The 24,800-nt window shown below is 73.0% G+C and carries 27 protein-coding genes; 15 read left to right on the top strand and 12 right to left on the bottom strand.

Going from position 1 to position 24,800, the window contains the following annotated elements:
- Positions 1-447: 447 nt before the first annotated feature.
- The 3 genes from ACZ6TB_RS06285 to ACZ6TB_RS06275 form a co-directional block, all read right to left on the bottom strand.
- Positions 448-1,401 (bottom strand): alpha/beta hydrolase, encoded by a 954-nt coding sequence (locus ACZ6TB_RS06285; protein WP_465551212.1) that lies wholly within the window; start codon positions 1,399-1,401, stop codon positions 448-450.
- A gap of 63 nt (positions 1,402-1,464) precedes the next feature.
- Entirely contained in the window at positions 1,465-2,109 is a 645-nt protein-coding gene (locus ACZ6TB_RS06280) for a response regulator (protein ID WP_465551210.1), read from the bottom strand.
- Positions 2,106-3,311, bottom strand: coding sequence for a sensor histidine kinase (locus ACZ6TB_RS06275; protein ID WP_465551208.1), 1,206 nt, complete (start codon positions 3,309-3,311; stop codon positions 2,106-2,108). The genes ACZ6TB_RS06280 and ACZ6TB_RS06275 overlap by 4 nt, the downstream gene beginning before the upstream one ends.
- An 89-nt stretch (positions 3,312-3,400) precedes the next feature.
- Between ACZ6TB_RS06275 and ACZ6TB_RS06270 the strand changes: the two genes are divergently transcribed.
- Genes ACZ6TB_RS06270 through ACZ6TB_RS06245 form a run of 6 tightly spaced genes read left to right on the top strand, consistent with a single transcriptional unit; the run spans position 3,401 to position 8,015 of the window.
- A complete protein-coding gene (locus ACZ6TB_RS06270) occupies positions 3,401-4,105 on the top strand; it encodes a beta-ketoacyl-ACP reductase (protein ID WP_465551206.1) in 705 nt (234 codons plus the stop codon).
- Between the two features lie 28 nt (positions 4,106-4,133).
- Positions 4,134-4,901, top strand: a complete 768-nt coding sequence (fabI, locus tag ACZ6TB_RS06265) for an enoyl-ACP reductase FabI (protein WP_465551204.1) — start codon at positions 4,134-4,136, stop codon at positions 4,899-4,901.
- 19 nt (positions 4,902-4,920) lie between these two features.
- Complete coding sequence (locus tag ACZ6TB_RS06260; RefSeq protein ID WP_465551202.1) at positions 4,921-5,937, top strand: ferrochelatase; 1,017 nt, start codon at positions 4,921-4,923, stop codon at positions 5,935-5,937.
- The gene (locus ACZ6TB_RS06255; RefSeq protein ID WP_465551200.1) at positions 5,934-6,713 is read left to right on the top strand and encodes an HAD-IIA family hydrolase; all 780 of its coding nucleotides are present in this window, start codon (positions 5,934-5,936) and stop codon (positions 6,711-6,713) included. The genes ACZ6TB_RS06260 and ACZ6TB_RS06255 overlap by 4 nt, the downstream gene beginning before the upstream one ends.
- Before the next feature lie 34 nt (positions 6,714-6,747).
- On the top strand, positions 6,748-7,614 hold the full coding sequence (locus ACZ6TB_RS06250; protein ID WP_465551198.1) for a L,D-transpeptidase: 867 nt from the start codon (positions 6,748-6,750) through the stop codon (positions 7,612-7,614).
- Positions 7,611-8,015: an NUDIX hydrolase gene (locus tag ACZ6TB_RS06245; RefSeq protein ID WP_465551196.1), complete on the top strand. Its 405-nt coding sequence runs from the start codon at positions 7,611-7,613 to the stop codon at positions 8,013-8,015. Before ACZ6TB_RS06250 ends, ACZ6TB_RS06245 begins: the two co-directional genes overlap by 4 nt.
- Here ACZ6TB_RS06245 and ACZ6TB_RS06240 read toward each other — a convergent pair.
- Positions 8,009-8,518 (bottom strand): RDD family protein, encoded by a 510-nt coding sequence (locus ACZ6TB_RS06240; protein WP_465551194.1) that lies wholly within the window; start codon positions 8,516-8,518, stop codon positions 8,009-8,011. The genes ACZ6TB_RS06245 and ACZ6TB_RS06240 overlap by 7 nt on opposite strands.
- A 124-nt stretch (positions 8,519-8,642) precedes the next feature.
- Between ACZ6TB_RS06240 and ACZ6TB_RS06235 the strand changes: the two genes are divergently transcribed.
- The gene (locus tag ACZ6TB_RS06235; protein WP_465551192.1) at positions 8,643-8,945 is read left to right on the top strand and encodes a DUF1905 domain-containing protein; all 303 of its coding nucleotides are present in this window, start codon (positions 8,643-8,645) and stop codon (positions 8,943-8,945) included.
- Here ACZ6TB_RS06235 and ACZ6TB_RS06230 read toward each other — a convergent pair.
- Entirely contained in the window at positions 8,939-9,430 is a 492-nt protein-coding gene (locus tag ACZ6TB_RS06230) for an NUDIX domain-containing protein (protein WP_465551190.1), read from the bottom strand. The genes ACZ6TB_RS06235 and ACZ6TB_RS06230 overlap by 7 nt on opposite strands.
- Positions 9,423-10,205 (bottom strand): hypothetical protein, encoded by a 783-nt coding sequence (locus ACZ6TB_RS06225; protein WP_465551188.1) that lies wholly within the window; start codon positions 10,203-10,205, stop codon positions 9,423-9,425. Before ACZ6TB_RS06225 ends, ACZ6TB_RS06230 begins: the two co-directional genes overlap by 8 nt.
- Before the next feature lie 89 nt (positions 10,206-10,294).
- Between ACZ6TB_RS06225 and ACZ6TB_RS06220 the strand changes: the two genes are divergently transcribed.
- On the top strand, positions 10,295-11,095 hold the full coding sequence (locus ACZ6TB_RS06220) for a DUF3097 domain-containing protein (RefSeq protein ID WP_465551186.1): 801 nt from the start codon (positions 10,295-10,297) through the stop codon (positions 11,093-11,095).
- Here ACZ6TB_RS06220 and pdxR read toward each other — a convergent pair.
- Positions 11,082-12,518 carry a MocR-like pyridoxine biosynthesis transcription factor PdxR gene (pdxR, locus tag ACZ6TB_RS06215; protein WP_465551184.1) on the bottom strand — a complete coding sequence of 479 codons (1,437 nt, stop codon included), beginning with the start codon at positions 12,516-12,518 and terminating at the stop codon, positions 11,082-11,084. The genes ACZ6TB_RS06220 and pdxR overlap by 14 nt on opposite strands.
- 13 nt (positions 12,519-12,531) lie before the next feature.
- On the opposite strand from pdxR, the gene ACZ6TB_RS06210 reads away from it, so the two are divergent.
- Positions 12,532-13,434: a DMT family transporter gene (locus tag ACZ6TB_RS06210; RefSeq protein ID WP_465551182.1), complete on the top strand. Its 903-nt coding sequence runs from the start codon at positions 12,532-12,534 to the stop codon at positions 13,432-13,434.
- Here ACZ6TB_RS06210 and ACZ6TB_RS06205 read toward each other — a convergent pair.
- A complete protein-coding gene (locus ACZ6TB_RS06205; protein ID WP_465551180.1) occupies positions 13,425-14,891 on the bottom strand; it encodes a glycosyltransferase family 39 protein in 1,467 nt (488 codons plus the stop codon). The two genes, ACZ6TB_RS06210 and ACZ6TB_RS06205, sit on opposite strands and share 10 nt — an antisense overlap.
- A gap of 41 nt (positions 14,892-14,932) precedes the next feature.
- A complete protein-coding gene (locus tag ACZ6TB_RS06200) occupies positions 14,933-16,237 on the bottom strand; it encodes a serine hydrolase domain-containing protein (protein ID WP_465551178.1) in 1,305 nt (434 codons plus the stop codon).
- A gap of 86 nt (positions 16,238-16,323) precedes the next feature.
- On the opposite strand from ACZ6TB_RS06200, the gene ACZ6TB_RS06195 reads away from it, so the two are divergent.
- Both ACZ6TB_RS06195 and ACZ6TB_RS06190 read left to right on the top strand, forming a co-directional pair.
- A complete protein-coding gene (locus ACZ6TB_RS06195) occupies positions 16,324-16,773 on the top strand; it encodes an NfeD family protein (RefSeq protein ID WP_465551176.1) in 450 nt (149 codons plus the stop codon).
- A gap of 9 nt (positions 16,774-16,782) precedes the next feature.
- Complete coding sequence (locus ACZ6TB_RS06190) at positions 16,783-17,901, top strand: SPFH domain-containing protein (protein WP_465551174.1); 1,119 nt, start codon at positions 16,783-16,785, stop codon at positions 17,899-17,901.
- A 55-nt stretch (positions 17,902-17,956) separates the two neighbouring features.
- Here ACZ6TB_RS06190 and ACZ6TB_RS06185 read toward each other — a convergent pair whose 3' ends face one another.
- Positions 17,957-18,709 carry a hypothetical protein gene (locus ACZ6TB_RS06185; RefSeq protein ID WP_465551172.1) on the bottom strand — a complete coding sequence of 251 codons (753 nt, stop codon included), beginning with the start codon at positions 18,707-18,709 and terminating at the stop codon, positions 17,957-17,959.
- Between the two features lie 186 nt (positions 18,710-18,895).
- Here ACZ6TB_RS06185 and ACZ6TB_RS06180 point away from each other — a divergent pair, with 186 nt between their 5' ends.
- From ACZ6TB_RS06180 to ACZ6TB_RS06170, 3 genes are all read left to right on the top strand, one after another.
- Entirely contained in the window at positions 18,896-19,786 is an 891-nt protein-coding gene (locus ACZ6TB_RS06180; protein ID WP_465551170.1) for an NADP-dependent oxidoreductase, read from the top strand.
- A 297-nt stretch (positions 19,787-20,083) separates the two neighbouring features.
- A complete protein-coding gene (locus ACZ6TB_RS06175; protein ID WP_465551168.1) occupies positions 20,084-20,761 on the top strand; it encodes a hypothetical protein in 678 nt (225 codons plus the stop codon).
- 102 nt (positions 20,762-20,863) lie between these two features.
- Positions 20,864-21,451 (top strand): dihydrofolate reductase family protein, encoded by a 588-nt coding sequence (locus ACZ6TB_RS06170; RefSeq protein WP_465551166.1) that lies wholly within the window; start codon positions 20,864-20,866, stop codon positions 21,449-21,451.
- Here ACZ6TB_RS06170 and ACZ6TB_RS06165 read toward each other — a convergent pair.
- On the bottom strand, positions 21,436-22,551 hold the full coding sequence (locus ACZ6TB_RS06165) for a LysR family transcriptional regulator (protein WP_465551164.1): 1,116 nt from the start codon (positions 22,549-22,551) through the stop codon (positions 21,436-21,438). The genes ACZ6TB_RS06170 and ACZ6TB_RS06165 overlap by 16 nt on opposite strands.
- 79 nt (positions 22,552-22,630) lie before the next feature.
- Between ACZ6TB_RS06165 and ACZ6TB_RS06160 the strand changes: the two genes are divergently transcribed.
- Positions 22,631-23,551, top strand: coding sequence for an EamA family transporter (locus tag ACZ6TB_RS06160; protein WP_465551162.1), 921 nt, complete (start codon positions 22,631-22,633; stop codon positions 23,549-23,551).
- A 201-nt stretch (positions 23,552-23,752) separates the two neighbouring features.
- Here the strand turns inward: ACZ6TB_RS06160 and ACZ6TB_RS06155 are convergent, their stop codons facing one another.
- Positions 23,753-24,772: a LacI family DNA-binding transcriptional regulator gene (locus ACZ6TB_RS06155; RefSeq protein ID WP_465551160.1), complete on the bottom strand. Its 1,020-nt coding sequence runs from the start codon at positions 24,770-24,772 to the stop codon at positions 23,753-23,755.
- Positions 24,773-24,800: the final 28 nt, after the last annotated feature.

The raw sequence follows: 24,800 nt of genomic DNA, 5'->3' as shown, positions 1-24,800 counted from the left end.
AAGGTGCGCACCAGCGAGATGGCCGCTCACGAATTGCTGTGGACGAGCACGAACAGGATGACCACCCAGGCCGTGGCCAGGGTGAAGCTCAGAGGCGCGACGAAGTTCTTCACGGCAGACTCCGCTCGGTGAAACGGCGATTTTGGGATCGCGCGCAGGTCACGTCGCGGCCGGCGCCTTCGCATCCCGGCGTCGCGGCGCGCACGACTGGGGGGCCGGGCTCGTCGCGCGAAGCGGCGAAACCGGGGGATGCGGGGCGGGAATGTCGTCAGCGGTCAGACACGCTGACGGCGGGCCCGGCCACGACTAGGAGGATCGCTATCTCGCACAGCGATCACCTCCGAGAGTCAGAGCCGACATCACGTCGGCGGCCGGTAGCTCCTCGGACCCGAAACGGTTGCAACACAAGCTTTCGGGCCGTCGGGAACTGTACCCCTTAAGGCCAACTTAATAAACGCGGGAGGCCCCCTCGTGGCGAGGACCACCCGAGAGGACGATGTCGCTGACCGCGCGGAGGGTGGCGCTGCCCTCGGCGAGGTAGTAGTCGTGCCCGGCAACGCCGTCGGTGGGCAGCGCGGTGGCGCCGAATCCGGCCGACGAGGGCCGCTTTCCGAGGCCCAATCCGAGCATACGTACCTGGGGGATCCGGCGGATCCAGTCCTGCGGAGCGAGTGCCGACCACACCCGGGCCCCGCCCAGATCGGCGGCGTGCGCGGCGCCCATGCCGGGGGAGCCGAGCGCGATCAGGTCGGCGACCTGCGGCAGGTGCGGGGCGGCCAGGCCGACGACCATCGAGCCGTAGCTGTGGCCGATCAGCGTGACGGTCGCGCCGGGACGCTGCCGCAGCACGTCCTGGACGAAGGTGGTCAGCAGCGCGGCGCCGGCCTTGGCGCGGCCCTCGGTGGCGGCGGCCAGGCCGATGCCCTCGGGCGGGTCGTAGCCGAGCCAGGAGATCACCGCGACGTCCCGGTCGCGCTTGCTGAGCTGCTGGTAGAGGGTGCGGCCCTGGACGCCGGGCGCGCGCCGGGCCACGCCGCCGAGGCCGCGGTCGAAGTCGGCGAGCGTGCTGTCCACGCCGGGGACCAGGATCGCGATGCGCGAGGCGCGGGACAGGTCGCCGAACACCTCGGCGGTGCGCCCGTCGCCGGCCGGATCGAAGAACAGGAATTGCCGGCCCTGGGCGGCCCAGGTCGCGTACGGGCAACCGGTCGCGAGCATCCGCACCGAGGTCTCGCGGTAGGCGTCCGCGAAAGCCGTGCCGCTACCGACGCCTGGTCCTACGGACGGCGTGGAGAACCCGCGCCCTTTCGGGGCGGTCGACGTGGTCATGGCTCCGGGGGCCGGCGCGACCGGGATCGGCAGCAGCAGGGCCAGGGCGAGGACGTTCGGCAGGATTCGCATGAGCCGCACGGTCCGGCCGCGAAACCCCCGGGGTCGTCACACCGGGGTATCCAATCGGGGCTGCTACCCAGGTACGACGAGGCCCGTCTCGTAGGCGAAGACGACCGCCTGCGCCCGGTCGCGGAGGTCGAGCTTGGTCAGGATCCGTCCGATGTGGCTCTTCACGGTCTGCTCGGCCACCACCAGGTCCTCGGCGATCTCCTGATTGGAGCGGCCGCGCGCGACCAGCCGCAGCACGTCGGTCTCGCGCGGGGTGAGGGCGTTCAGCGCGGCCGGTCGCGGCCGGTCGGCGTGCGAGCGGGAGGCGAACTCGGCGATCAGGCGGCGGGTCACCGAGGGCGCGAGCAGGGCCTCGCCCGCCGCCACCACGCGGACCGCGTTGATCAGGTCGGCGGCGGGAGCGTCCTTGAGCAGGAACCCGCTGGCGCCCGCGCGCAGTGCCTCGTACACATAGTCGTCGAGGTCGAAGGTGGTCAGGATCAGAACCCGGGGTCCGCCGGTCAGGCGCCGCGTCGCCTCGAGGCCGTCCATCACCGGCATGCGGATGTCCATGAGCACGATGTCGGGGCCGAGCGCACGGGATTTCGCCACCGCGTCGGCGCCGTCCGCGGCGTCGCCGACCACCACCATGTCGGGCTGGGCGCCGAGCAGCGCGCCGAAGCCCTCGCGGACCATCGCCTGGTCGTCGGCGATGAGGATTTTGATCATTCGGCGGGCCTTTCGAACGGCAGCGTCGCGTGCACCACGAAGTCGAACCGGTCGGGCTCGGCGGTCAGCTCGCCGCCGAGCAGGGCCGCCCGTTCGCGCATGCCGATCAGACCATGCCCGCCGCTGTCGCCCGCAGGCCCGGTGCGCCGGTTGCGCACGGTGAGCTCCAGCCGGTCGGAGACACCGCGAGCCTCGATGGTCACCGGGCCGCCGGGCGCGTGCCGCGCGGCGTTGGCCAGGGCTTCCTGGACGATCCGGTACGCCGCGAGCCCCACCGTCTCGGGGACCGGCGCCAGCCCCTCGGCGCTCAGCGTGACGTCCACGCCCGCGTCCCGCGCGGTGCCGACGAGCGCCTCGAGCTCGGCCAGTCCCGGCTGGGGCGCGGTCGGGGCGGCGCCGTCCTCGGCCCGCAGCGCCCCGAGCAGCCGGCGCATGTCGGTCAGCGCCGCCCGGGCCGCCGTCGCGATGGTGGCCAGCTCCTCCTGGGCGGCGTCGCCGAGGCCGGTGACCCGATAGGGCGCGGTCTCGGCCCGTACGGCGATCATCGACATGTGGTGCGCCACCACGTCGTGCATCTCCCGCGCGATGCGGGCGCGTTCCTCCAGCACCGCGCGTTTGGCCCGTTCCTGCTCGGTGAGCTCCTCGCTGCGGGCCAGCAGCTCGCGGGTGCGCCGCCGGCGGAACGCGATGTCGCCGAGCGCCGCGATGGCCACCAGCAGGACCGCGGCGCCCCACGCGTTGCCGCTCGGCGCGAACAGGAAGATCGGGATCAGGCTCACCACCGTGGCCCAGAGCGTGACCGCCGAGTCCTGCGTGATCGCGAGCCGGCCGAGCACGACCAGGAAGGCGCAGATCTGCACCGTGTTCCACGGCCAGGGCTCCTTCGGCCCCGCGTTGATCACCCCGAGGAACATGAAGGGGTACGAGATCCGCCAGGCCAGCACGGGCCAGCGGACCGAGACGGCGACCGGCAGGACCGAGCCGGCCGCGATGATCACGATCACGATCTCCGGCAGGACCCGGTTGTCCTGCAGGTACGCCCCGGCGGCGAAACCCAGGCCGGTCAGCCCGAGCAGGCCCAGCGGCGCCGCGTACGCCCAGAACCGGCGTCGCGGCGTGGGTCGCGGCAGTTCCCGGCCCCAGATCAGCCGGCGTACCGGGCCCGTGGCGTTGCGCCTTGTCGCCGGGCGGATAGTCTCCACCCGGGCAGGTTACGGCGGCATTGCCGTGCCGTCGTGACCCCACGGTGCCAAACGGCACCCCCTACCTGGGTATGAGGAGCGTAATCGTCGTGGCTCGCACGGTGTTGGTGACCGGAGGCAACCGGGGGATCGGCCTGGCCATCGCCCAGACGTTCGCGAAGCAGGGCGACCGGGTCGCGGTGACCCACCGCGGCAGCGGCGCGCCCGCGGGGCTGCTCGGCGTGCAGTGCGACATCACCGACTCCGCCGCCGTCGACGCCGCCTTCGCCGAGGTCGAGAAGGAGCTCGGCCCGGTCGAGGTGCTGGTGGCCAACGCCGGCATCACCGACGACACCCTGCTCCTGCGGATGAGCGACGAGCAGTTCGAGCGGGTCGTCGACACCAACCTCAAGGGCGCGTTCCGCTGCGCCAAGCGGGCCAGCTCGAAGATGCTGCGCGCCAAGTGGGGCCGGATGATCTTCATCTCGTCGGTGGTCGGCCTCTACGGCGGCCCCGGACAGGTGAACTACGCGGCGAGCAAGGCCGGTCTCGTCGGCCTGGCCCGCAGCATTACTCGTGAGCTGGGCACCCGAAACATCACGGCGAACGTGGTGGCGCCCGGTTTCATCGAGACCGAGATGACCGCGGTCTTGTCCGACGCCCGCAAGGCGGAGATCATCAAGGCCGTCCCGGCGGGCCGGCTGGCCAGCCCCGACGAGGTGGCGGCCGCGGTGACCTTCCTGGCCTCGGACGCCGCCGCGTACATCAACGGCGCGGTGATCCCGGTCGACGGCGGCCTCGGCATGGGCCACTGACTTTCATAAACCATAGGAGCGAATTCCCGTGTCTGGATTGCTGGACGGCAAACGGCTGCTCGTCACCGGGGTGATCACCGACGCCTCGATCGCGTTCTCGGTGGCCCGGGTGGCGCAGGAGAACGGCGCCGATGTCGTGCTCACCGGCTTCGGCCGGCTCTCCCTGGTCGAGCGGATCGCCAAGCGGCTGCCCAAGCCGGCGCCGGTGATCGAGCTCGACGTGACCGACGAGCAGCACCTGGCCGCCCTGCCGGACAAGGTGCGCGAGCACGTCGACGGCCTCGACGGTGTGGTGCACTCGATCGCGTTCGGCCCGCAGACCGTGCTCGGCGGCAACTTCCTCAACGCCTCCTGGGAAGACGTGTCCAAGGCGCTCCAGGTCTCGACGTACTCGTACAAGTCGCTGGCCTCCGCCTGCCTCCCGCTGATGGGCCGCGGCGGCAGCGTCGTCGGCCTGACCTTCGACGCGACGCTGGCCTGGCCGGTCTACGACTGGATGGGCGTCGCCAAGGCCGGCCTCGAGTCCGCCTCCCGCTACCTCGCGCTGCACCTGGGCAAGCAGGGCATCCGCAGCAACCTGGTCTCGGCCGGCCCGCTGCGCACGATGGCGGCCCGGTCGATCCCCGGCTTCGAGCAATTCGAGGAGGCCTGGGTCGAGCGCTCCCCGCTCGGCTGGGACCTCGACGACGCCGAGCCGGCCGCCCGCGCCGTCTGCGCCCTGCTCTCCGACTGGTTCCCGGCCACGTCGGGTGAGGTGGTCCACGTGGACGGGGGCTTCCACGCCATCGGCACCTGAGTGGGGGAGGATGGGGGACGTGGTCTACGACGCCTTCGTCCTGTTGTCCTTCGGCGGCCCCGAGAAGCCTGACGATGTGATGCCGTTCCTGCGCAACGTGGTGCGCGGGCGCGGCGTCCCCGAGGAACGGCTGGCCGCGGTGGCCGAGCACTACTACCACTTCGGCGGCGTGTCCCCGATCAACCAGCAGTGCCGCGACCTGCTGGGGGCCATCGAGGCCGATTTCTCGGAGAACTCCGTCGACCTGCCGCTCTACTGGGGCAACCGCAACTGGCATCCGATGCTCGAGGACACGGTGGCCCGGATGCGCGACGACGGGGTCACCCACGCGCTCGGGTTCGCCACCAGCGCGTACGGCGGCTACTCGTCGTGCAAGCAGTACTGGGAGGACATCGCCCGGGCCCGCGAGAAGGTCGGCCCGGGCGCCCCGGTGATCTCCAAGCTGCGCCAGTTCTGGGACCATCCCGGCTTCGTCGAGCCGCACGCGGACGCCGTCCGGGATGCGCTGGCCACCCTCGATCCGGCCCGCCGGGACACCACCCGCCTGGTCTTCACCGCGCATTCGATCCCCGAGTCGATGGCCGAGACCGCGGGTCCGACCGGTGGGCGCTACACGGCGCAGCTGAACGAGACGGCGGCCCTGGTCGCCGGCGACCGGGAATGGGATCTGGTCTGGCAGAGCCGCTCCGGCCCGCCGCAGGTGCCCTGGCTCGAGCCCGACATCAACGACCACCTGGCCGCGCTGGCCGAGCGGGGCGTCACCGACGTGGTGGTCAGCCCGATCGGTTTCGTCTCCGACCACCTCGAGGTGCTCTGGGATCTCGACAACGAGGCCGCCGAGACGGCGGAGAAGCTCGGTCTGGGCTATGCACGAGCCGCCACCCCGGGCACCGACCCGCGCTTCGTCACGATGATCCGCGAGCTGGTGCGCGAGCGGACCGCCGCCGGGCCCCGCCGGCGACTCGGTACGCTCCCGATCTGGGATGACTGCCCGTCGGGCTGCTGCCCTGCACCTATGCGACGAGGAGCGAGATGAAGGAGCGCAAAGCCATCGAGAGCTGGCTCACCGACATGGACGGGGTTCTCGTCCACGAGGGTGTGCCGGTTCCCGGCGCGCCCGACTTCGTGAACCGCATGAAGGCGTCCGGCAAGCCTTTCCTCATCCTGACCAACAACTCGATCTACACGCCGCGCGACCTCCAGGCCCGGCTCAACCGCATGGGCTTCGACGTGCCCGAGCAGTCGATCTGGACGGCCGCGCTGGCCACCGCCCAGTTCCTCGCCGACCAGCGGCCGGGCGGCACGGCGTACGTGATCGGCGAGGCCGGCCTCACCACGGCCATGCACGCGGCCGGCTACGTGCTGACCGAGTTCGACCCCGACTACGTGGTGCTGGGCGAGACCCGCACCTACAGCTTCGAGGCGATCACCAAGGCGATCCGGCTGATCGACGGCGGCGCCCGGTTCATCTGCACCAACCCGGACGCGACCGGCCCGTCCAACGAGGGCGCGCTCCCGGCGGCCGGCTCGGTCGCGGCGATGATCTCCAAGGCCACCGGCGTCGAGCCGTACTTCGTGGGCAAGCCGAACCCGATGATGATGCGCTCGGCGCTGAACACGATCGAGGCGCACAGCGAGAGCACCGCGATGATCGGCGACCGGATGGACACCGACATCCTGTGCGGGCTCGAGGCGGGGCTCGAGACGATCCTGGTGCTGACCGGCATCAGCAGCCGGAAGGACGCCGAGCGGTTCCCGTTCCGGCCGTCCCGCATCGTCGACTCGGTCGCCGACCTCATCGGCGAGATCTAGCACCGGCGCGCCGCCCGGCGATTACGGTGTCCGGGTGAGTCTCGCCCGCACGCGCCGCACGGCGCCCGCCACCGCGCTGGTCGTGGCGTTCGGCGCGATCGCGGGCCTCAGCCACCTGTACGCGCCGACCCCGCCGCCCGCCTCGCCGCCGGCGCCCGTGGTCGCGGCCGCCGCGCCGTCGCCGGCCCCGGCGGAGCAACCGCCGAAGAAGGCCGCCAAGCCCCCGGCCGGCCTCGAGGTCATCACCTACCGGCACGTGCCCGGCGGCTTCCCGGCCGACCCGGCGCCGGCCGACACCACGTTCGTCGCGGAGGGGCTGCACGCGCCACGGAAGCTGGCCCTCTACGACGCGCCCGGCGGCACACCCCGGGCCTACCTGCCGCCGTCGATCCGGGGCGTGCCGGTGACGGTGCCGATCGTGGCGCGGCAGCCGGGCTGGGTCGCGGTGCTGCTGCCCTCGGTGAACCGGCGGGTCGGCTGGCTGCCGGACGCGGGGTGGGAGCCGCGACCGCTGAGCGACCAGCTGATCCTCGTCCGCAGCACCCACGTCCTCACCTGGCTGCGGGGCGGCGTACGCAAGGGGAGCTGGACGGTCGCGATCGGCGCCGCAAAGACGCCGACGCCGCTCGGCCGCACCTTCGTCCTCGGGCGTACGGGCACGCACGGCGCCGTCTACGCGGGCCTGGACGCGCTCGTGCTCGGGGCCGTGCCGGACGACAAGGGTGCGGTCGCGCCCGGCCTCCAGGACGCGCACACCGGCATCCACGCCTGGTATCGCAAGGACGTGTTCGGTCGCAGCGTCTCCAACGGCTGCATCCGGCTGCCCGCCGCCGCGGAGCGCACCCTGCTCGACCACATCGGACCGGGCACGGTGGTAAGCGTGATAAACAGGGGCGCGTGACCGACACGATCATCGCGACCGCCTGGGTGTGCGTGCGCGACCGCCGCGTCCTCGTCGTCCGCCCCGGCTACACCGATGCGTTCTACCTGCCCGGCGGCAAGCCGGAAGAGGGCGAGACGCACGCCGAGGCCGCCGCCCGCGAGGTGCTCGAGGAGGTCGGCATCGTCGTCGACCCGGCCGACCTGACGCCGTTCACCGAGATCGTCGCGCCCGCGCACAACCGGCCGCCGGGCACGTCGGTCCGCCTGGTCTGCTTCACCGGCGGCGACGCCGGCGCGGAGCCGGCGGCCGCCGCCGAGATCGGCGAGATCGCGTGGTTCACGGCGAGCGATCGGAAACGATGCGCCCCCGCGATTCAATTACTCGTCGACGAGTTGGTCGGGCGCGGATTGGTTCACTGATAGACGACGACCGAGCCGGCCATTTTGTCGTGCAGGGTGCGGTTCCGCTCGCCGAACACCATGAACCCGTCGACCCACAGATAAATGCTGCACGTCACCGAGCTCAGGAAGGTGCCGAGCAGGCCCTCGATGAGGATCTGGCGCATCGCCATCCGGCCGAGGTCGAACGGCTGGCCCGTGTTCGCGTCGACGACGACTTGGCCGAGCAGCTTCTTGGCCGGAGTCTGCCCCTCCGGCCAGGTGAAGAACGACCAGATCAGGAAGCCGATGCCGAGCGTCACGAGGGCCAGCACGACGTCGAGCAGGCGCGCCCCGAGCCGGCCGCCGGGCGAGACGAGCCGCTCCTGCCGATACTGCTGCGGGTACTGGCCCGGCTGCGCGATCTGGCCCGGCTGCGGGTACCCGACCGCCGCGTTCGGAAATGGCTGCACGGCATAGCCCGGCGCGGGCGGCGGGGCGTACGGATTGGCCTGGTGCGCGTTTTCGCCGTGCGGAAGCGTCATGGTGTGCGGTGCCCCTTTTGTGCAAAAGCAATTTCCCTTGGGCAATCAACTTCCGGGAAAGCGCGGGCGCGTTCAATCCCTCGGTCGGTTTTTCACTCGACCCGGTTGTGGGATCCTGTCGGGCGTGCAGGTGGACTTCGAGGCCGAGCTGTGGGTGTGGGAGGCGCGGCGTGACGAGGGGTGGACCTTCGTGACGCTGCCGGTCGACGCCTCCGACGCGATCCGCGACCTGACCGACGGCGAACGGCGGGGCTTCGGCGCGGTGCGGGTGGAGGTCCGGGTGGGTGCGACGGTCTGGCGCACCTCGATCTTCCCGGACAGCAAGGCCGGCGCGTACGTGCTGCCGGTCAAGAAGGCGGTGCGCAAGGCGCACGGGCTCGAGCCCGGCGACAAGGTTGCCGTCGCGGTCGAGCTGATCGGCTACTGACCCCGGAAGAAGCGGGCCGCGACCGCGGTGTGAATGCCGAACGCCAGCTCGGTCGGGCCGTAGAGGATCTCCCAGCCCAGGGACTCGTCGTTGGGGACCGAGGGCGGGATCGTCGACGTGTCGGGCAGGGGCGGAAGCAGGCCGAAGACGAGCAGCGTGCCGTCGGGAGCGCTCACCGTCTCGAAATGGCGGATGCCGGCCGGATCGGTCTTGAGGCCGACCTCCTCGCCGATCTCGCGCGCCGCCGCCTCCTGCCAGGACTCGCCGACGTCGACGTAGCCGCCGGGCAGCGCGAGGCGGTCGCGTGCGGGCGGGATGCCCCGGCGTACGACCAGGAGACCGTGACCGACCGGCTGCACCCCGACCGCCACCGGCTTGGGGTTCTGATAGCTGGTCTCGCCGCAGGCGCCGCACCGGCGCGGCCACCGTTGGCCGCGGGGGAAACGAGCTCCGCAGAAGGTGCAGTGGGCAAATTTGTCAGGCATGGAGGGGCGAGTTGCACGCCGCCACCAGCGCCTGGCGGCACGCCGACATGAGCGGGCGCAGCGCGGCGTCGCGCTGCTGGGCCTCGTACCCGTTGACGGCGCCGCCCGGCGCGTTCGTCTCGGCCAGCGCCAGCACCTGGTCGAGCACGCCGGCCCGGGCGAACAGGCGGCGGGCCCGCGGGTCGAAACCGGCCGGCAGCGTGGCCGTGCTCTCCGGCCGGCGCAGCGCCTGCAACGCGCCCGCCAGCTCGGGTTTCCACTGGGCCACGTCGAGCTTGGTGAGCTGGGCGGTCGCCTCGCTCAGCGCCGTGGTCAGCTCGGCCTCGGCCTCGGCCGCGCCCATCTGGAAGACCGGCCGGTACTCGGCCACCGGGTAGACCCGCCAGAGCACCGTCTCGAACGAGACGCCGGAGCCGGACGTGTGCCGCCGCACCTCGGGCACCAGGCCGAAATGCGGGGTCATCACGGCCTCGCCGGCCAGCAGCGCGGCGCCGGTCAGGTCGCCGGGGCCGGGCAGGCCGCGCGGGTCGCCGGGCGCGGGCAGCACCAGGCGGATGTCGTCGGGATGCACCTTGGCGAAGACGGGCAGGCCGTGCGGCAGCGGCACGTCGGTCCACGTGCCCGGGGCGTCGGCGACGAGGTGCTCCTCGCCGGCGGCGATCTCGCCGGCCAGCTCGTCGAACGGCACCAGACCGGCGCGCCAGGCGCGCACCCAGGCCACGAACCGGGTGGAGCGCCGCGCGGTGCGGGTCGCCGCATCAGCTGCGGGGTACATGCGAGCAAGGGTACGTGCCCACCGGGAAGGTTGTCTCGGCCGGAGCGTCAGAAAGGGCGTGTCCCAACGCACGGGTTACGGTGCCTTGCATGTATGGGGAGGACGTGCTCAAGGGACAGGGGCGGCGCCGCAAGGTGGTGCCCGAGGTGGACGCCGAGCCGGACCTGGTGGTCGAGGACGCCGACTCCGGGTTCTGCGGCGCGGTGATCGGGTTCGAGCTCGGCGCGGTCGTGCTCGAGGACCGGTTCGGCAAGCGCCGGAACTTCCCGCTGGCGCCGGCGGCGTTCCTCCTCGACGGGAAGCCGGTGACCCTGCGGCGCCCGGCCGCGTCCGCGACACCGGCCCAGCGCCGGATCACCGCCTCCGGGTCGGTCGCGGTGGCGGGGGTCAAGGCGCAGGTCGCCAAGGCCAGCCGCATCTGGGTCGAGGGCATCCACGACGCCGCGCTGGTCGAGCGGATCTGGGGGGACGACCTGCGGATCGAGGGCGTGGTCGTGGAGCCGCTGGACGGCATCGACGACCTGGACGCGCATGTGCGCGAGTTCCGGCCGTCGCGGGAGCGGCGTCTCGGCGTACTCGTCGATCATCTTGTCCCGGGGTCGAAGGAGAGCCGCATCGTCGCCGCGGTCACCGACCCGAACGTGCTGGTCACCGGCCATCCCTACGTCGACATCTGGCAGGCGGTGCGGCCGGAGCGGGTCGGCATCAAGAAATGGCCGGTCATCCCGCCCGGGCGCAACTGGAAGGAGGGCGTCTGCGAGGCGTTCGGCGTGCGCGAGCCGGCCGACATGTGGCGGCGCATCCTCCGCGAGGTGAGCAGCTACAAGGACGTGGAGACACCGCTGATCAACTCGATGGAGCGGCTGATCGATTTCGTCACCGTGGGCTGATCGCCGCGCCCAGGCGCCGGGCCGCCTCGGCCAGCCGGTCCGGGGGGTGGGCGGCGTAGCCGAGGACGAGGCCGGGCGGCCCGGGCCGGTGCCGATGCCAGGAGAGCGGATGCACCAGTACGCCGTGGTCCGCCGCCGCCTTGGCCAGCACCTCGTCCGGGGTCTCGCCGGGCAGCAGGATGAGCAGGTGCAGGCCGGCCGCCACGCCGGTGACCCGGGCCTGTGGCAGGTGGGCGCGCAGCCCGGCCAGCAGGGCGTCGCGCCGGCGCCGCTGGCGGGAGCGGACCAGGCGCAGGTGCTTCTCGTAGTCGCCGGACGCGAGCAGGTGGGCCAGCACGAGCTGGGGGAGCGCCGGGTTGCCGAGGTCGCTGTCGTGCTTGGCCTCGAGCAGCGCCGGTTGCAGGCGGCGGGGCGCGATCAGCCACCCGAGGCGCATGCCGGGGGCGAGGGACTTCGAGACGCTTCCCGCGTACGCGACGCGGTCCGGCGCCGATCCCTGGAGGGCGGCGACGGGTGCGCGGTCGTAGCGGTGCTCGGCGTCGTAGTCGTCCTCGACGATCAGGCCGCCCCGGTCGAGCAGCGCGCGGCGGCGGGCCGGGCTCAGCACGACGCCGGTCGGGAACTGGTGCGCCGGGGTCAGGACGGCCGCCTCCTGGGTGATGCGGTCGACCTGGATGCCCTGGTCGTCGACGGGGACGCCCTCCGGGCGTACGCCCCAATGGGCCATTTGATCCCGTGCCCCGCGCGACCCCGGGTCCTCGACGGCGGCGGCGGTCACGCCGCTCGCCCGCAGCGTCTGCGCCAGCAGCGCCAGGGCCTGGGCCACCCCGCTCACGACGATGACGTCGTCGGCCTCCGCGCGGATGCCCCTGGTCCGGCGCAGCCAGCCGATCAGCTCCGCGCGCAGCCGGGGCGTGCCGCCCGGGTCGCCGTAGCCGAGGTCGGCGGCCGTGATCTCGTCCAGCACGGCTCGTTCGGCTCTCAGCCATTGCCTGCGCGGGAACGCCGACAGATCGGGCACGCCCGGGGAGAGGTCGATGTCGATGCCGTCGGGCGGTGGGAACGGAAGTCGCAAACGATCCAACGCCTGGCGGCGGTCCTTCGCCAAGCCGGATTCATCGTTTATTCCGGTCACGGTGGTGCCGGCGCCGATGCGTCCCGTGGCCAGGCCCTCGTCGATCAACCGCTGGTAGGCCTCCACCACCACCCCGCGCGAAATGTTCAGATCCCCGGCCAGCACCCGGCTGGCGGGCAGGCGAGTGCCCGGGGCGAGCCGGTGACCGGCGATCGCGTCCCGCAGTCCCGCCGTCAGCCAGGCGGTCAGCCCCTTGGCCGGCGCGTCCTCGGCGCGCAGTTGGAGAAAGTCGGAGCCGGAAATTGGTCCTCCTTTTGGGCACCGGGATTGGCCCTTCAATCGGACCATACTCGCCCCCAGCATGGTTCGTGTGAAGCCGTTACCGCTCCTCTCCGGCGCCGCCGGCATGGTCTTCGTCGGCGGCAGCGTCGCCGTCTCCGGCACGCTCGCCGGCACGCCCCTGCTCACCGTCCAGGCCCTCCGCTACGCCGTGGCCTGCCTGCTGCTGCTCGCCGTCGCCCGGCGGTCCGTCGTGCGGCCGCGCGGCACGGAATGGCTCTGGCTGGCCGGCGTCGTCGTCACCGGCATGTTCCTGTTCAACCTGGCCCTGGTCCTCGGTGCCCGGCACGCCGAGCCGGCCGTCCTCGGCGTGGCCGTGGCCTGCGTGCCGGTGCTGCTCGCGGTGGCCGGCCCGTTCCTCGAGGGCCACTCGCCCGCCGCCCGCCTGGTGCTGGCGGCCGCGGTGGTGACCGCCGGGGCGGCGCTGGTGCAGGGCTTCGGCCGCACCGACGGCGTCGGCCTGCTGTGGGCGCTGGTGACGTTCGCGTGCGAGGCCGGGTTCACGCTGCTGGCCGTCCCGGTGCTGGGCCGGCACGGTCCGCTCGGCGTCTCGGTCCACGCGACCTGGATGGCGGCCGTGCTGTTCGCCGTCACCGGCGTGGTGTGGGAGGGGCCGGCCGCGGTGCTGCGGCTCGACGCCGGCGATCTGCTCGCGGGCGCCTATCTCGCGGTGTGCGTGACCGCGCTGGCGTTCGTGCTCTGGTACACCTGCGTCTCGAAGGTCGGGTCGGCCCGCGCCGGCCTGCTCACCGGCATCGCCCCGATCGCGGCGGCGGCGACCGGGGTGCTGCTCGGCGGGCCGATGCCGGCGCCGCTGGTCTGGGCGGGGGTCGCGGTGGTCGCGGGCGGTCTCGCCCTGGGGCTGCGGCCGGGGCCGTCGCTCCCGGCGGTGGCGCCGGAACCGGTGCTGGCCGGTCAGCTGTAGTGCTGGAGGCGTGGCCAGAGGGCGTGCCACGCGGTGGCCGGGCGGCACACGTACACGGCCGCCTCGAGTTCCTCGTTGTCGATGCCCTCGCTGTTGTGCAGGGCGGTTCCGGCGCCGCACGGGCCGAACAGCGCGGCCACCCGCGGCGGATCGGCCTGGGAGACCACGATGACGACGGTCTTGTCGTCCGGCGGCGGGCCGAAGTTGAAGAGCTCGTTGTGTCCGCTGTAGACGGCCGGCAGGCCTTTCGCGGGGCCGTATCGGGCCAGGGCGCCGGCCTCGCCGTAGTTGCCGGTGAACAGCACCGCCCGCTGCCGGTCGGCCGGGGAGAGCGTGTCGTGGACGGCGGCGATCTCGGCCACGTACTCCGGCCAGCCGATCTGGTCGGCCACGGTCGAGTTGCCCGCGGCGATCGAGCCCGCGTCCCGGACCGGGACGATCGGCAGCGAGGAGAGGATGCCGACCGCGCTCAGCAGGACGACCGCGGCCACGAGGACGATCTGCCGGGCGCGACGGCCGGCCATCCACCGCTCGACCGGCACGCTGCCGATCGCGTACAGGCCGTAGAGCAGGCCCAGCGTGTAGTAGGGCTGGCCGGCGACCACGAAGACCAGGAGCACCATCAGGGGGTACGCGACGGCCAGCGCCCGTACCGGCCGCAGGCGGCCGTCTCGGCACAGGGTGACCAGGCCGGCGACCCAGATCGGTGGCACCGCCAGCAGGAGCAGTTGGAACGGCAGCAGCAGCGTACGGGAATCGTCGCCTTTGTCCCTCGCCACCGCCTCCGCCATCTTCGCCTGCGGGAAGTCGTTGACCACCTGGTAGATGAGGTTGGGCAGGCCGACGACCACCGCGACGGCGACGCCCGCCCACAGCCACCGCGACCGCAGCACCCGCCGGGGACCGACCAGCAGCAGCCCCGCGCCGAGGCAGATCAGCAGCAGCACGACGAGGCTCTTGTTGTAGAGCCCGAGCCCGGTCACCAGCCCCGCGCCGAGCCAGGCCCGCTCCCGCCCGCCGAGCAGGGCCCGCATCACGAAGTAGATGATCCCGAGCCAGATCAGCAGGTCGACGGTCCCGGTCGAGCCGACATGGGCCGACGCCAGCGGCACCGCCCCGAACGTCCCCGAGGCCGCGATGGTCTGCGCCACCGCGCCGCCGCCGGCCTCGCGGGCGATGACCGCGGCCAGCACCGCGGCCAGGCTGAGCAGGATCGCGCCCGGCACCCGCATGGCCCACAGGTTGTCGCCGAAGATGTCGATGCCGAGGCGGCCCAGCAGCGGGGTGAGCGGCGGCTGGTCCACATAGCCCCAGCGGGGGTGCGCGCTCAGCATCCGGAAATACAGCTCGTCCCGGTGATAGCCGTAGCGGCCGCCGGTGGCGAGCAGGAGCACGGTGACGGCCGCCGCGGTGACTCCCACCGGCAGCCGGGCGATCGGCTTGCGCTCGATGTCCATGGTGGACACATCGTAGGGCCCGCGCGGCGGCCACGACGCCCTCACGCCAGGTCGTAGGGGTCCCGGCTGAAGACGAACGTCGCGATGTCCAGCTTCCGGACCGTGCCGTCGGGGTCGCGCAGGATCTGCAGGACCTCGCCCTCGTTCTCGCCGGCCGTGCCCCGCCAGCGGTCCGGGGCCTCGCGCAGGTAGCGGGACCAGTGGTTCGGGCCGATCATCTCGATCGCCTCGCCGTCGCCGCGCACCTCGTACTCGCGGCCCATCCACCACCAGCGGCCGACCAGCGTCGCCGCCTCGCCGGTCGGGGGAACGGGCGGCGTCCAGGGGACCTGGGCCTCCGGCTCGCCGTCGATCGCGGCGGTGAGGGCGGCCAGGGAGACCTGCTTGATGTGGGTGCCGGTCAGCCCGTACGAGTTGGCGAACGCGATCACCCCGAGCCGGCTCCGCCGATGGACCGCCAGCTGCGCGACATAGCCCGGCATCGACCCGCCGTGGCCGACGAAGACCCGCTCGCCGACCCGGAAGAGTTGCAGGCCCAGGCCGTACCCGCCGGTCCACGACTCGAGATCGCTGATCACCACCGGCGCGCACATCTCGTCGACCGTCTCGCGGGGCAGCACGGCCGGGGCCGGGTCGGTGAGGAAGGCCGCCCACTTCGCCATGTCGGTGACCGTCGACCAGAGCTGGCCGGCCGGCGCCATCGCCCCCGAGTCGTGCCGGGGCTCCTCGTGCAGGCTGCCGTCCAGCGCGTGCACGACGTAACCCCGGGCGAACGGCTCCATCGGGGCGTAGGTGGTCCGCTTCATCCCGAGCGGGTCGAGCACCCGCTTGCCGGCCAGCGACGACCAGGACTCGCCGGTCACCTTCTCGAGCACGGCGCCGAGCAGGCCGTACGCGAGATTCGAGTACCGATAGCGACGGAACGGCGCGCCGAAGAGCTTGTCGTAGCCGAGGTCCGTCAGCAGTTTGTCGACGTCACCGCCGGCGCTCCGCTCCCACCACGGCCCGTCCGGCTCGCGCTGGAGCCCCGACACGTGCCCGAGCAGCTGACGCAGCGTGATCCCGCCGATCGGGGTGCCCGGCAGATGGCGGTAGAGCAGGTCGTCCAGGGCGAAGAAGCCCTCGTCACGCAGCTGCAGCACCATCGTGGCGGTGATCGTCTTGGTGATCGAACCGAGCCGGTACTGCGTCTTCGCGTCCGGCACCGGGTGCGCGCCGACCCCCGCGAAGTGCAGGACGGCACGGTCCCGGACGATGGCGAGCGCCAGCGACGGCGCACGACCCTCGGCCTGTGCGCGGGCGGCGATCTCGTCGACCCGGCGGGCCGTCTCCGGCAGCAGCGACACGATTGACCCTCTCCGACAAATGACTCTTCTTCTTAACCGCTCGACGTGGCGTCGCGATGCGTGCGCGAGCGTGTCACGATCGTGGTGTGGAAGCGATTCTCTGGATCGTGCTCGGCATCGCGCTGGCGATCGCCGAGGCTTTCACGGCCACGCTCCTGATCATCTTCTTCTCGGTGGGCGCCCTCGCCGCGGCCGGCGCCGCTGCTCTGGGTGCTCCACTGCTGCTCCAGGTCATCGTGTTCGCGCTGTTCTCGGGCATCTCCGTCGGGGCGCTGCGGCCGATCATCCTGAAGCACGCGAAATCGGCGCTCGAGACCGGCGACATGCCGTTCGGCATCGAGGCCATGGAGGGAAGCCACGGGATGGTGGTCGAGGAGGTCGACGGCGACCACGGCATGATCAAGCTGGAGGGCGAGCTCTGGCAGGCCCGCTCGTTCGACGGCAACGAGAAGTACCTCCCGGGTGAACGTGTCCGGGTCGTCAAGGTCAACGGCGCCACCGCCATCGTGTGGCGCGACGACCTGCCCAACATATAGAGAGGCGCCATGGAAGCAGTGATCGGCGTACTAGTCATCGTGATCGTGGTGTTCGCCATCGTCACGCTGCTCCGGTCCATCCGCATCGTTCCGCAGCAGCGCATGGACGTGGTGGAGCGCCTGGGCAAGTACAAGCGGACCCTCACCCCGGGCCTGAACGTGCTGGTCCCGTTCGTCGACGCGGTCCGCAGCAAGGTGGACATGCGCGAGCAGGTCGTCTCGTTCCCGCCGCAGCCCGTCATCACCTCCGACAACCTGGTCGTGTCGATCGACACGGTGCTCTACTTCAAGGTCGTCGACCCGGTGCGGGCCACCTACGAGATCTCCAACTTCCTCCAGGCCATCGAGCAGCTGACGGTCACCACCCTGCGTAACGTCATCGGCTCGCTCGACCTCGAGCGCGCCCTGACCAGCCGCGAGGAGATCAACCGCCATCTGTCGACGGTGCTCGACGAGACCACCGGCCGCTGGGGCATCAAGGTCACCCGGGTCGAGATCAAGGCGATCGAGCCGCCGCCGAGCATCCGCGACTCGATGGAGAAGCAGATGCGGGCCGAGCGGGAGCGGCGGGCCACCATCCTCAACGCCGAGGGCCACAAGCAGGCCCAGATCCTCACGGCCGAGGGCGAGAAGCAGGCGGCGGTGCTGCGCGCCGACGGTGACCGGCAGTCGCGGATCCTGCAGGCCGAGGGCCAGGCGAAGGCCATCCGTACGGTGTTCGACGCGATCCACCAGGCGAACCCGTCCCAGAAGGTGCTGGCCTACCAGTACCTCCAGTCGCTGCCGCAGATCGCGAACGGCACGGCGAACAAGGTCTGGATCGTGCCGACCGAGCTGACCAAGGCCCTCGACGGTCTCGGCGGCGCGCTGGGCGGCCTGGCCAACATGGTCGGCGACAAGCCGGCGTCGACGGTCAACGCGGCCGAGGTGGAGCGCGAGGCCGCGGAGGCGGCGCAGGCCGCGGCGGATGCCGCGGCTCAGGTCGATGAGCAGGTACGGGTGGCCGAGGCCCAGGTTTCGGGCGATCCCGACCGGACGGCGGCCCTGCCGGCGCCGGACCCGATTCCGCCGTCCGCCGCCCTCGGCGGGGCGGATTACAACGGAGTCGCCTCGCGCGAGCGCGCCTGATTTCGTCGGTACGAAACGGCCGGCCCGGGTTTCCCCGGGCCGGCCGTCTTAGTTGTCAGTCCTCGTTGGAAGCGCTGGGGTCGTCGCTCGGCTGCTCGCTGGGCGCCTCGCTGGGCTCCTCGCTGGGGGCCGCCGACGGGTCGGCCGCGCCGCCCGCGTCACCCGCGCCCACGCCCGCGGCCGCCTTCGCGTCGGCCAGCGCGAGGCAGGCCTGGAGCAGCGACTTCTGGGCCGAGGTGACCGCCGCCGCGGCGGCCGCTCCGGCGTCCTGGCCCGCACCCGCAGCGTCGCCCGCACCTGCTGCGTCCCCGGCGCCCGCGGCCTTGCCCTTGGCCTTGGCCTTCTTGGCCGCCTTGGCCGCCTTCAGGGCCTTGGCCCACTTCGTCGCCAGCTTCTTGTTCGCGGCCTTGGCCGCCGCCGCGCCCTCCTCGCCCTGCGCGTCCTGGCCCTGCTGGCCCGCCGCGCCTTCGGCGGCCGCCGCGTCGGCGGCGAACGTGTCACAGGACGCCTCGAGCGCCTGGGCCGAGGCCGCCGCCGCGTCGCCCGCGGCCTGCTCCTGCTGCGGCGCGAGCTTCTCGCCGTCGCAGACCACGTCGCCGCCGCTGACCTCGAGGGCCTTGCACTGCGACACGTCGAACTGCTGCCCCTCGACCACGATGACATCCGCGGCCTTCGGCGTGGTGCTGGCGGAGGCCAGGTTGACGCCGGCCAGCCCGGCCGCGGCCAGGACGCCCCCGACGACTACGGCGCCGAACACCTTCCGCCGGTTGGGGCTCTGGTTCCTTCGGTACGCGCGCGATCTCATCATCACTCCTCGTTCGTGGACGTCGATGTGGTCGTTGGCCCCCTGTACGGCCCTCACCCGTGGCCGGGTTCAACGCCGCTCGCGCCCCCGGTCCGCGATCGGCCACGTTTTCCCAGCTCATCCCCGTGATGAAATTTCTCGAATTAACCTCGCGGGTGACCGGCACGAAGATCGACATACTGTTGCGCCATGACGAAGGCGATCGTGCTCGACGGTTACGGCCCCCCGGACGTCCTGCGACTCGGCGACATACCGGACGAAGAGCCCGGCCCCGGCCGGATCCGGGTGGCGGTGCGCTACGCCGGCGTCGGCCCGACCGACCTGGCCGTCCGGGCCGGCCACCTGAGCGCGGTGTTCCCCGGCCCGGTGCTCGGTTTCGAGGCCGCCGGCGTCGTCGCGGCGGTCGGCCCCGGCGTCGACGACGTCGTGCCCGGCGACGAGGTAGCGGTGCTGCTGCCGACCATGGGCGGCTACGCCGAGCAGGTCGTGGCCGAGTTCTGGGCCCGCAAGCCGGCGGCGGTCTCGTGGACGGACGCGGCCGCGCTGCCGGCCTCCGGCGAGGCCGCGGTGCGCGTGCTCGACCAGCTCGGGGTGACCGCGGGGGAGACCCTGCTGCTGCTCGGCGGGGCGGGCTCGGTGGGCACGATCGCCACCCAGGTCGCCGTCGCCCGGGGCGTCACGGTGATCTCTGCCGTGCGCCCGCGGGACTTCCCCTCGGCCGAACGGCTGGGCGCGGTCCCCGTCGACTACGCGGCGCCGCTGACCGACGCCGCGCCCCGGGTGGACGCCGTCTTCGACGCGTCGGGCCGAACCGACCTGACCGCCGCGATCGCCCTGGCGGGCGGCCCCGGCCGCGTGATCACCTTGTCCGACCCCCACGGCCCGGCGCTGGGCGTCGCATTGTCCGAAGTGGTGCCGTCGGGCGTTTCACCCGCCCTGAACCTGCTGATGACCCACCTGGCCGCCGGCGACCTGGTGTTGCAGCGGCCGCAGACGGTTCTCCCGCTGGCGTCGGCCGCTGCCGCCCACGCCCGCCTCGAGCAGCGCGACCTGCACGGCAAGGTCCTCCTGGAGCCCTGACCCCGCCGCGCCCCCTCCGCGCCGCGTCCCCTCCGCGCCGCGTCCCCTCCGCGCCGCGTCCCCTCCGCGCCGCGTCCCCTCCGCGCCGCGTCCCCTCCGCGCCGCGCCCCTCCGCGCCGCGCCCCTCCGCGCCGCGCCGCCGCCGTGCCCGCGGCCCTCCGCGCCCCACCTGCCGCGCCCGACATTCCCGAAATTCCACGATTTAGCTGCGGTCTTCGTGCGCGTTTGGAATGCTCTGCCCAGGATCCCGACGGTTGCCCCCGGGCCGCTCGGCTTGAGCCCACACGAGGCGGAGCCATGAGCACCAGCCATCACCACACGGCGAGCGGCCGACCACTACGGGTCGCGCCGGCCTGGGTCGGGGCCGCGCGCCCGGCCGCGGGCTCGAAAGATCAAGGGCATCTGCTTCCCGTACGCGAGGCCGTCTGGATCTGGTCGGTCCGGCGCTACGCCCGGCTGGCCCTCTGGGCACTCCCGTGCGCCGCCGTGCTCGACGGCTGGCTGACCCTCGGCATCGGCACCCCGCCGGGACCGCTGGCCCCGAGCCTGGCCGCCGACTGGCTCGCCACCGTCGCGATGATCGCCCTGGCCGCGCTGCTCTCCGGCACCCGCACCCGCCGCTCGGCCCTCACCGGCCTGTTGCTGGGACTGGCCGGCACGATCATCGCCCTGCCCCTGGCCGCGCTGCCCGACGGCGTCCTCCCGCCCGGCGCCCCGATCACCGTCGACCAGCTGGACACGGCCCGCCTGGTCGCCGCCGGCGCCTCGGGACTGGGCTGGTTACTGCTCGGCTGGGCCGTCTTCCGCTCCAAGCTGGTCAACCCGGCGGACGGCATCCTGCTGATGCTGGCCGCCGCGGCGATCGGCGCCGGCGCGTACGCCCAGAAGCCCCTGCCGACGGTGGGGGCTCTTTTGTTGCTGGCCGCCGGCACCGGCCTGGCCTGGACCGGAAGCCGCCTGATCCCCCGGGCCTGACCCCGCCAAGTTGGCGCGCCCGGCGGCGGTCAACTGTCGTACCCGGGTGGCATGCTCCGGAAAGCGGCTCGCGAGGGGCGGGGCCGGCGGAAGGAGCGGGGCATGGCCAAGGTGGTCGCCGACATCTCGGTGTCGCTGGACGGGTTCGTCACGGGGCCCGATGCGAGCCCGGAGCTGGGGCTCGGCCGGGGCGGTGAGGGCCTGCACACGTGGGCGTTCCAGTCCGACGCGATCGACCGGGCGGTCCTCGAGGAGTCGACCGCCGCCACCGGCGTGGTCATCATGGGCCGCCGCCTGTTCGACGTGATCGACGGGCCCGGCGGCTGGACCGACGAGGTGGGCTACGGCGCCGATCTGGCCGCCCAGCCCCCGGTGCTGGTGGTGACCCGCACCCCGCCGGAAAAGGTCCGCCTCGCCGACCGCATGACGTTCGTGGTCGACGGCATCGCGAGCGCGGTGGCCAAGGGCGTCGCCATGGCCGAGGACCGTGACGTCGTCATCATGGGCGGCGGCGAGACCGTCCGCCGCGCGATCGAGGCCGGCGTGGTCGACGAGCTGCGCCTGCACCTGTCGCCGGTCCTGCTCGGCAGCGGCACGCCGCTCTTCGAGGGCGCGGCCCCGCGCGCGTTGCGGCAGATCGACGTCCGGGCGTCGGGCTACGCGACCCACCTGACCTACCGCATCGACTGACCGGCCGACCCGGGGCCGGTTGACCCGAGCCCGCCCGACCCGGGGCCGGTTGACCCGGGCCCGGCTGACCTGGGGCCGCCCGACCCGGGCCCGGCTGACCTGGGGCCGCCCGACCCGGGCCCGGCTGACCTGGGGCCGGCCGACCCGGGGCCGGTTGAACCGAGCCCGGCTGACCTGGGGCCGCCCGACCCGAGCCCGCCCGACCCGAGGCCGGCCGACCCGGGGCCGCCCGACCCGAGGCCCGCCGACCCGAGAAAGGCGACGGCCGCCGGGGTGGGGTTGAAGTCGCTCCAGGCCAGGTACTCGACCCGGCCGGGGCCGTCGATCACCGGGATCGTCACCAGGTCGGGGATGCCGGCCACGAAACGCGACGGGAGCAGCGCCACGGCGAGACCCTGACGGATGAGGCCGATGATCAGGTCGGTGGCCATCGCCTCGAAGGCGACCTCGCGCTCGAGGCCGGCGGCGGCGAAGGCCAGGTCGCTCTGGGCCCGGCCGGCCGTCGCGGCGGGGAAGTCGGCGAACGGCTCGGCGGCCAGCGTGGGCAGGTCGACGCGGTCGAGCGTGGCCAGGCGGTGGTCGGGGGCCACCACGGCGACGTGCTTGTCGTGGTTCAGGGCGTGGAAGCGGACGCCGCGTGGCTCGATCGACTCGGGCAGGCCGAGCACCGCCACGTCGACCTCCCCGGCGCGGATGGCGGCGGTCAGGTCGTCGCTGCCCGCCGAGCGCAGGACGATCGTGACCCGCGGGTGGGCGTGGTGGAACTTGCGCAGCGTGGCGGGCAGGTCGATGCCGGTCACGGTCGGGATGATGCCGACCGCGAGCCGGCCGCGGATCTCGCCGGTGGCGGCCGCGGCGTCGGCGGCGGCCCGGTCGGCGGCCTCCAGGCACGCGCGGGCGGCGGGCAGGAACGCCTCGCCGGCTGCGGTCAGGGCGACTCGCCGGCTGGTGCGGGCGAACAGCTTGGCGCCGAGCTCACGCTCCAGCGCGGCGATCTGATGACTGAGGGCCGACTGTACGACGAGACACCGCTTGGCCGCCCGCGTGAAGGTGCCCTCCTCGGCGACCGCCAGCACGTACCGCATCTGCTGCAGTTCCATGCATCTATCGTGATACGAGATCGCTGCGCTGAAAAGTATGTGTTGGACTCATTGATAGGTTCGGGTCGACGCTGAAGCCATGACAATCACCGCGCCGAACCCGACACCGACCCCCACCCCGGCCACCGGACGCGCGGCCACCACCGCGATCACCGCCCTGGCCCCCGCGGTCTGGGGCACCACCTACATCGTCACCACCGAGCTGCTTCCCGACGGGCACCCGATGTTCGCGGCGCTGATGCGCGCGCTGCCGGCCGGCCTGATCGCCCTGGCCGTCACCCGTACGCTGCCGAGCGGCATCTGGTGGTGGCGGGCTCTCGTGCTGGGCGCGCTCAACATCGGCGCGTTCTTCCCGCTGCTGTTCCTGGCGGCCGAGCGCCTGCCCGGCGGAGTCGCCGCCACCCTCGGCGCCACTCAGCCGATCATCGTGGCGTTGCTGGCCGTGGCGGTCCTCGGCGAGCGCCTCTCGAAGTGGCGCCTGGCCTGGGGCCTGGTCGGCGTGGCCGGCGTCGGCCTGGTCGTCCTCGGCCCCGCCGCCGCCCTCGACGCGACCGGCATCGCCGCGGGCCTGGCCGGCGCCGTCGCCATGGCGTTCGGCGTCACCCTGACCAAGCGCTGGGGCCGTCCCGAGGGCGTCCGTCCGATGGCCTTCGCGGGTTGGCAGCTGACCGCCGGCGGTCTGGTTCTGATCATCCCCGTGGCCCTCACCGGCGGTGTCCCCGCCCACGTCGACGGCCCCGCGATCGGCGCCTACCTGTGGCTCGGCCTGGTCGGCGGCCTGCTCGCGTACACCCTGTGGTTCGCCGGCCTGCGCGTCCTGCCGGTGACCGCGACCGCCCTGCTCGGCCTGCTCTCCCCGCTGGTGGCCGCCATCGCCGGCGCCGTCGTCCTCGGCCAGACGCTGACCGCACCGCAGCTGCTCGGCTTCGGCCTGGCCCTCGCCGCCCTGCTGGCCGGCCAGCTGACACCGCAGACCCTCCGCGCCCTGGCCCGCCGGTGAGGGAGAGCGGCCGGTGACGGCGAGCCGCCGCCAACCGGGAGCGGCCGGTGAGGGGGAGCGGCCGCCGCCAACCGGGAGCGGCTGGTGACGGCGGGCCGCCACCAACCGGGAGCGGCCGGTGACGGCGAGCCGCCACCAACCGGGAGCAGCCGATGAGGGAGAGCCGCCAGTGACCGGAGAGCCGCCGCCGACCGAGAGCGATCAGGCGGAGGCCCGCCACACGACGGGCGAGGGCAGCAGCAGCCCCCGCTGGGTGATCTCCTCGCCGGCCAGTTGGCGCAGGACCAGGTCGGCGGCGTGCTCGCCGATGTCGGTGGCCGGCTGGTGGACCGTGGACAGCAGCGGGCGGGTGCGCATGGCCCAGGAGCTGTTGTCGAAGCCGACCACGCCGATGTCCTCGGGGACCGCGCGGCCGGCCTCGCGCAAGGCCTCCATCGCGCCGGCGGCCACCGCGTCCGAGCCGGCGAAGACGCCGTCGATGGCCGGGTCTCGTTCGAGCAGGGTGCGCATGCCCTTGGCGCCGCACGCGAAGTCGTAGAGCGGGACCTCGGCGACCAGCGTCTCGTCGAACAGGGGGCCCAGCGCCCGGCGGAAACCGGTCAGGCGGTCGGCGCCGGAATCGCGGTCCACCGCCGCGGCGATCATGCCGATCCGGCGGCGGCCGGTGGCCAGCAACCGGCGGGTGATCTCCTCCGACGAGGCGAGATTGTCGATTCCGACGTACGGGATCTCGGGATGCAGGTCGCGCGGGTGGCCGACGAAGGCCGACGGCAACGCCAGGCCGCCCACCACCTGGATGATCGGGTCGTGGCTGCGGGCCGAGACGATGATCGCGCCGTCGACGAAGCCGCCGCTCAGGTAGCGGGTGATGCGGGCGGTGTCGCGCTCGGAGTCGACCACGAGGTTGACCATCTGGTAGTCGGCGGCGGACAGCGTCGCGTTCGCGCCCAGCATGATGCCGCCGATGTTGGGGTCCTCGAGGAACAGCGAGTGCGGCTCGAGCACGATGAAGCCGACCGCCTGCGAGCGCTGCATGACGAGGTTGCGGGCCGCGGTGTTGGGCACGTAGCCGACCTCGCGGATCGCCCGCTCGATCGCCGCCCGCGCCGTCGACGACACGTAGCCGCCGTTGAGCACCCGGCTCACCGTGCCGCGCGAGACCCCGGCCGCGGCCGCGATGTCGTGCACGGTGGCCCGCTTGCCGGCCGGACGTGTGCTCACGCAGAGACCTTAGCTTTTCGCTCTTGAC

The sequence above is a fragment of the Actinoplanes sp. NPDC051537 genome (genome assembly GCF_055586105.1).
This window is presented reverse-complemented; position numbering and strand designations above follow the sequence as displayed.

Bases quoted from the DNA above. Each gene is read 5' to 3' on its own strand.
- ACZ6TB_RS06285 (WP_465551212.1), bottom strand. From the start codon at position 1,401: ATGCGAATCCTGCCGAACGTCCTCGCCCTGGCCCTGCTGCTGCCGATC.
- ACZ6TB_RS06280 (WP_465551210.1), bottom strand. From the start codon at position 2,109: ATGATCAAAATCCTCATCGCCGACGACCAGGCGATGGTCCGCGAGGGC.
- ACZ6TB_RS06255 (WP_465551200.1), top strand. From the start codon at position 5,934: ATGAAGGAGCGCAAAGCCATCGAGAGCTGGCTCACCGACATGGACGGG.
- ACZ6TB_RS06240 (WP_465551194.1), bottom strand. From the start codon at position 8,518: ATGACGCTTCCGCACGGCGAAAACGCGCACCAGGCCAATCCGTACGCC.
- ACZ6TB_RS06230 (WP_465551190.1), bottom strand. From the start codon at position 9,430: ATGCCTGACAAATTTGCCCACTGCACCTTCTGCGGAGCTCGTTTCCCC.
- ACZ6TB_RS06225 (WP_465551188.1), bottom strand. From the start codon at position 10,205: ATGTACCCCGCAGCTGATGCGGCGACCCGCACCGCGCGGCGCTCCACC.
- ACZ6TB_RS06220 (WP_465551186.1), top strand. From the start codon at position 10,295: ATGTATGGGGAGGACGTGCTCAAGGGACAGGGGCGGCGCCGCAAGGTG.
- pdxR (WP_465551184.1), bottom strand. From the start codon at position 12,518: ATGGTCCGATTGAAGGGCCAATCCCGGTGCCCAAAAGGAGGACCAATT.
- ACZ6TB_RS06210 (WP_465551182.1), top strand. From the start codon at position 12,532: ATGGTTCGTGTGAAGCCGTTACCGCTCCTCTCCGGCGCCGCCGGCATG.
- ACZ6TB_RS06205 (WP_465551180.1), bottom strand. From the start codon at position 14,891: ATGGACATCGAGCGCAAGCCGATCGCCCGGCTGCCGGTGGGAGTCACC.
- ACZ6TB_RS06190 (WP_465551174.1), top strand. From the start codon at position 16,783: ATGGAAGCAGTGATCGGCGTACTAGTCATCGTGATCGTGGTGTTCGCC.
- ACZ6TB_RS06185 (WP_465551172.1), bottom strand. From the start codon at position 18,709: ATGATGAGATCGCGCGCGTACCGAAGGAACCAGAGCCCCAACCGGCGG.
- ACZ6TB_RS06180 (WP_465551170.1), top strand. From the start codon at position 18,896: ATGACGAAGGCGATCGTGCTCGACGGTTACGGCCCCCCGGACGTCCTG.
- ACZ6TB_RS06175 (WP_465551168.1), top strand. From the start codon at position 20,084: ATGAGCACCAGCCATCACCACACGGCGAGCGGCCGACCACTACGGGTC.
- ACZ6TB_RS06170 (WP_465551166.1), top strand. From the start codon at position 20,864: ATGGCCAAGGTGGTCGCCGACATCTCGGTGTCGCTGGACGGGTTCGTC.
- ACZ6TB_RS06165 (WP_465551164.1), bottom strand. From the start codon at position 22,551: ATGGAACTGCAGCAGATGCGGTACGTGCTGGCGGTCGCCGAGGAGGGC.
- ACZ6TB_RS06160 (WP_465551162.1), top strand. From the start codon at position 22,631: ATGACAATCACCGCGCCGAACCCGACACCGACCCCCACCCCGGCCACC.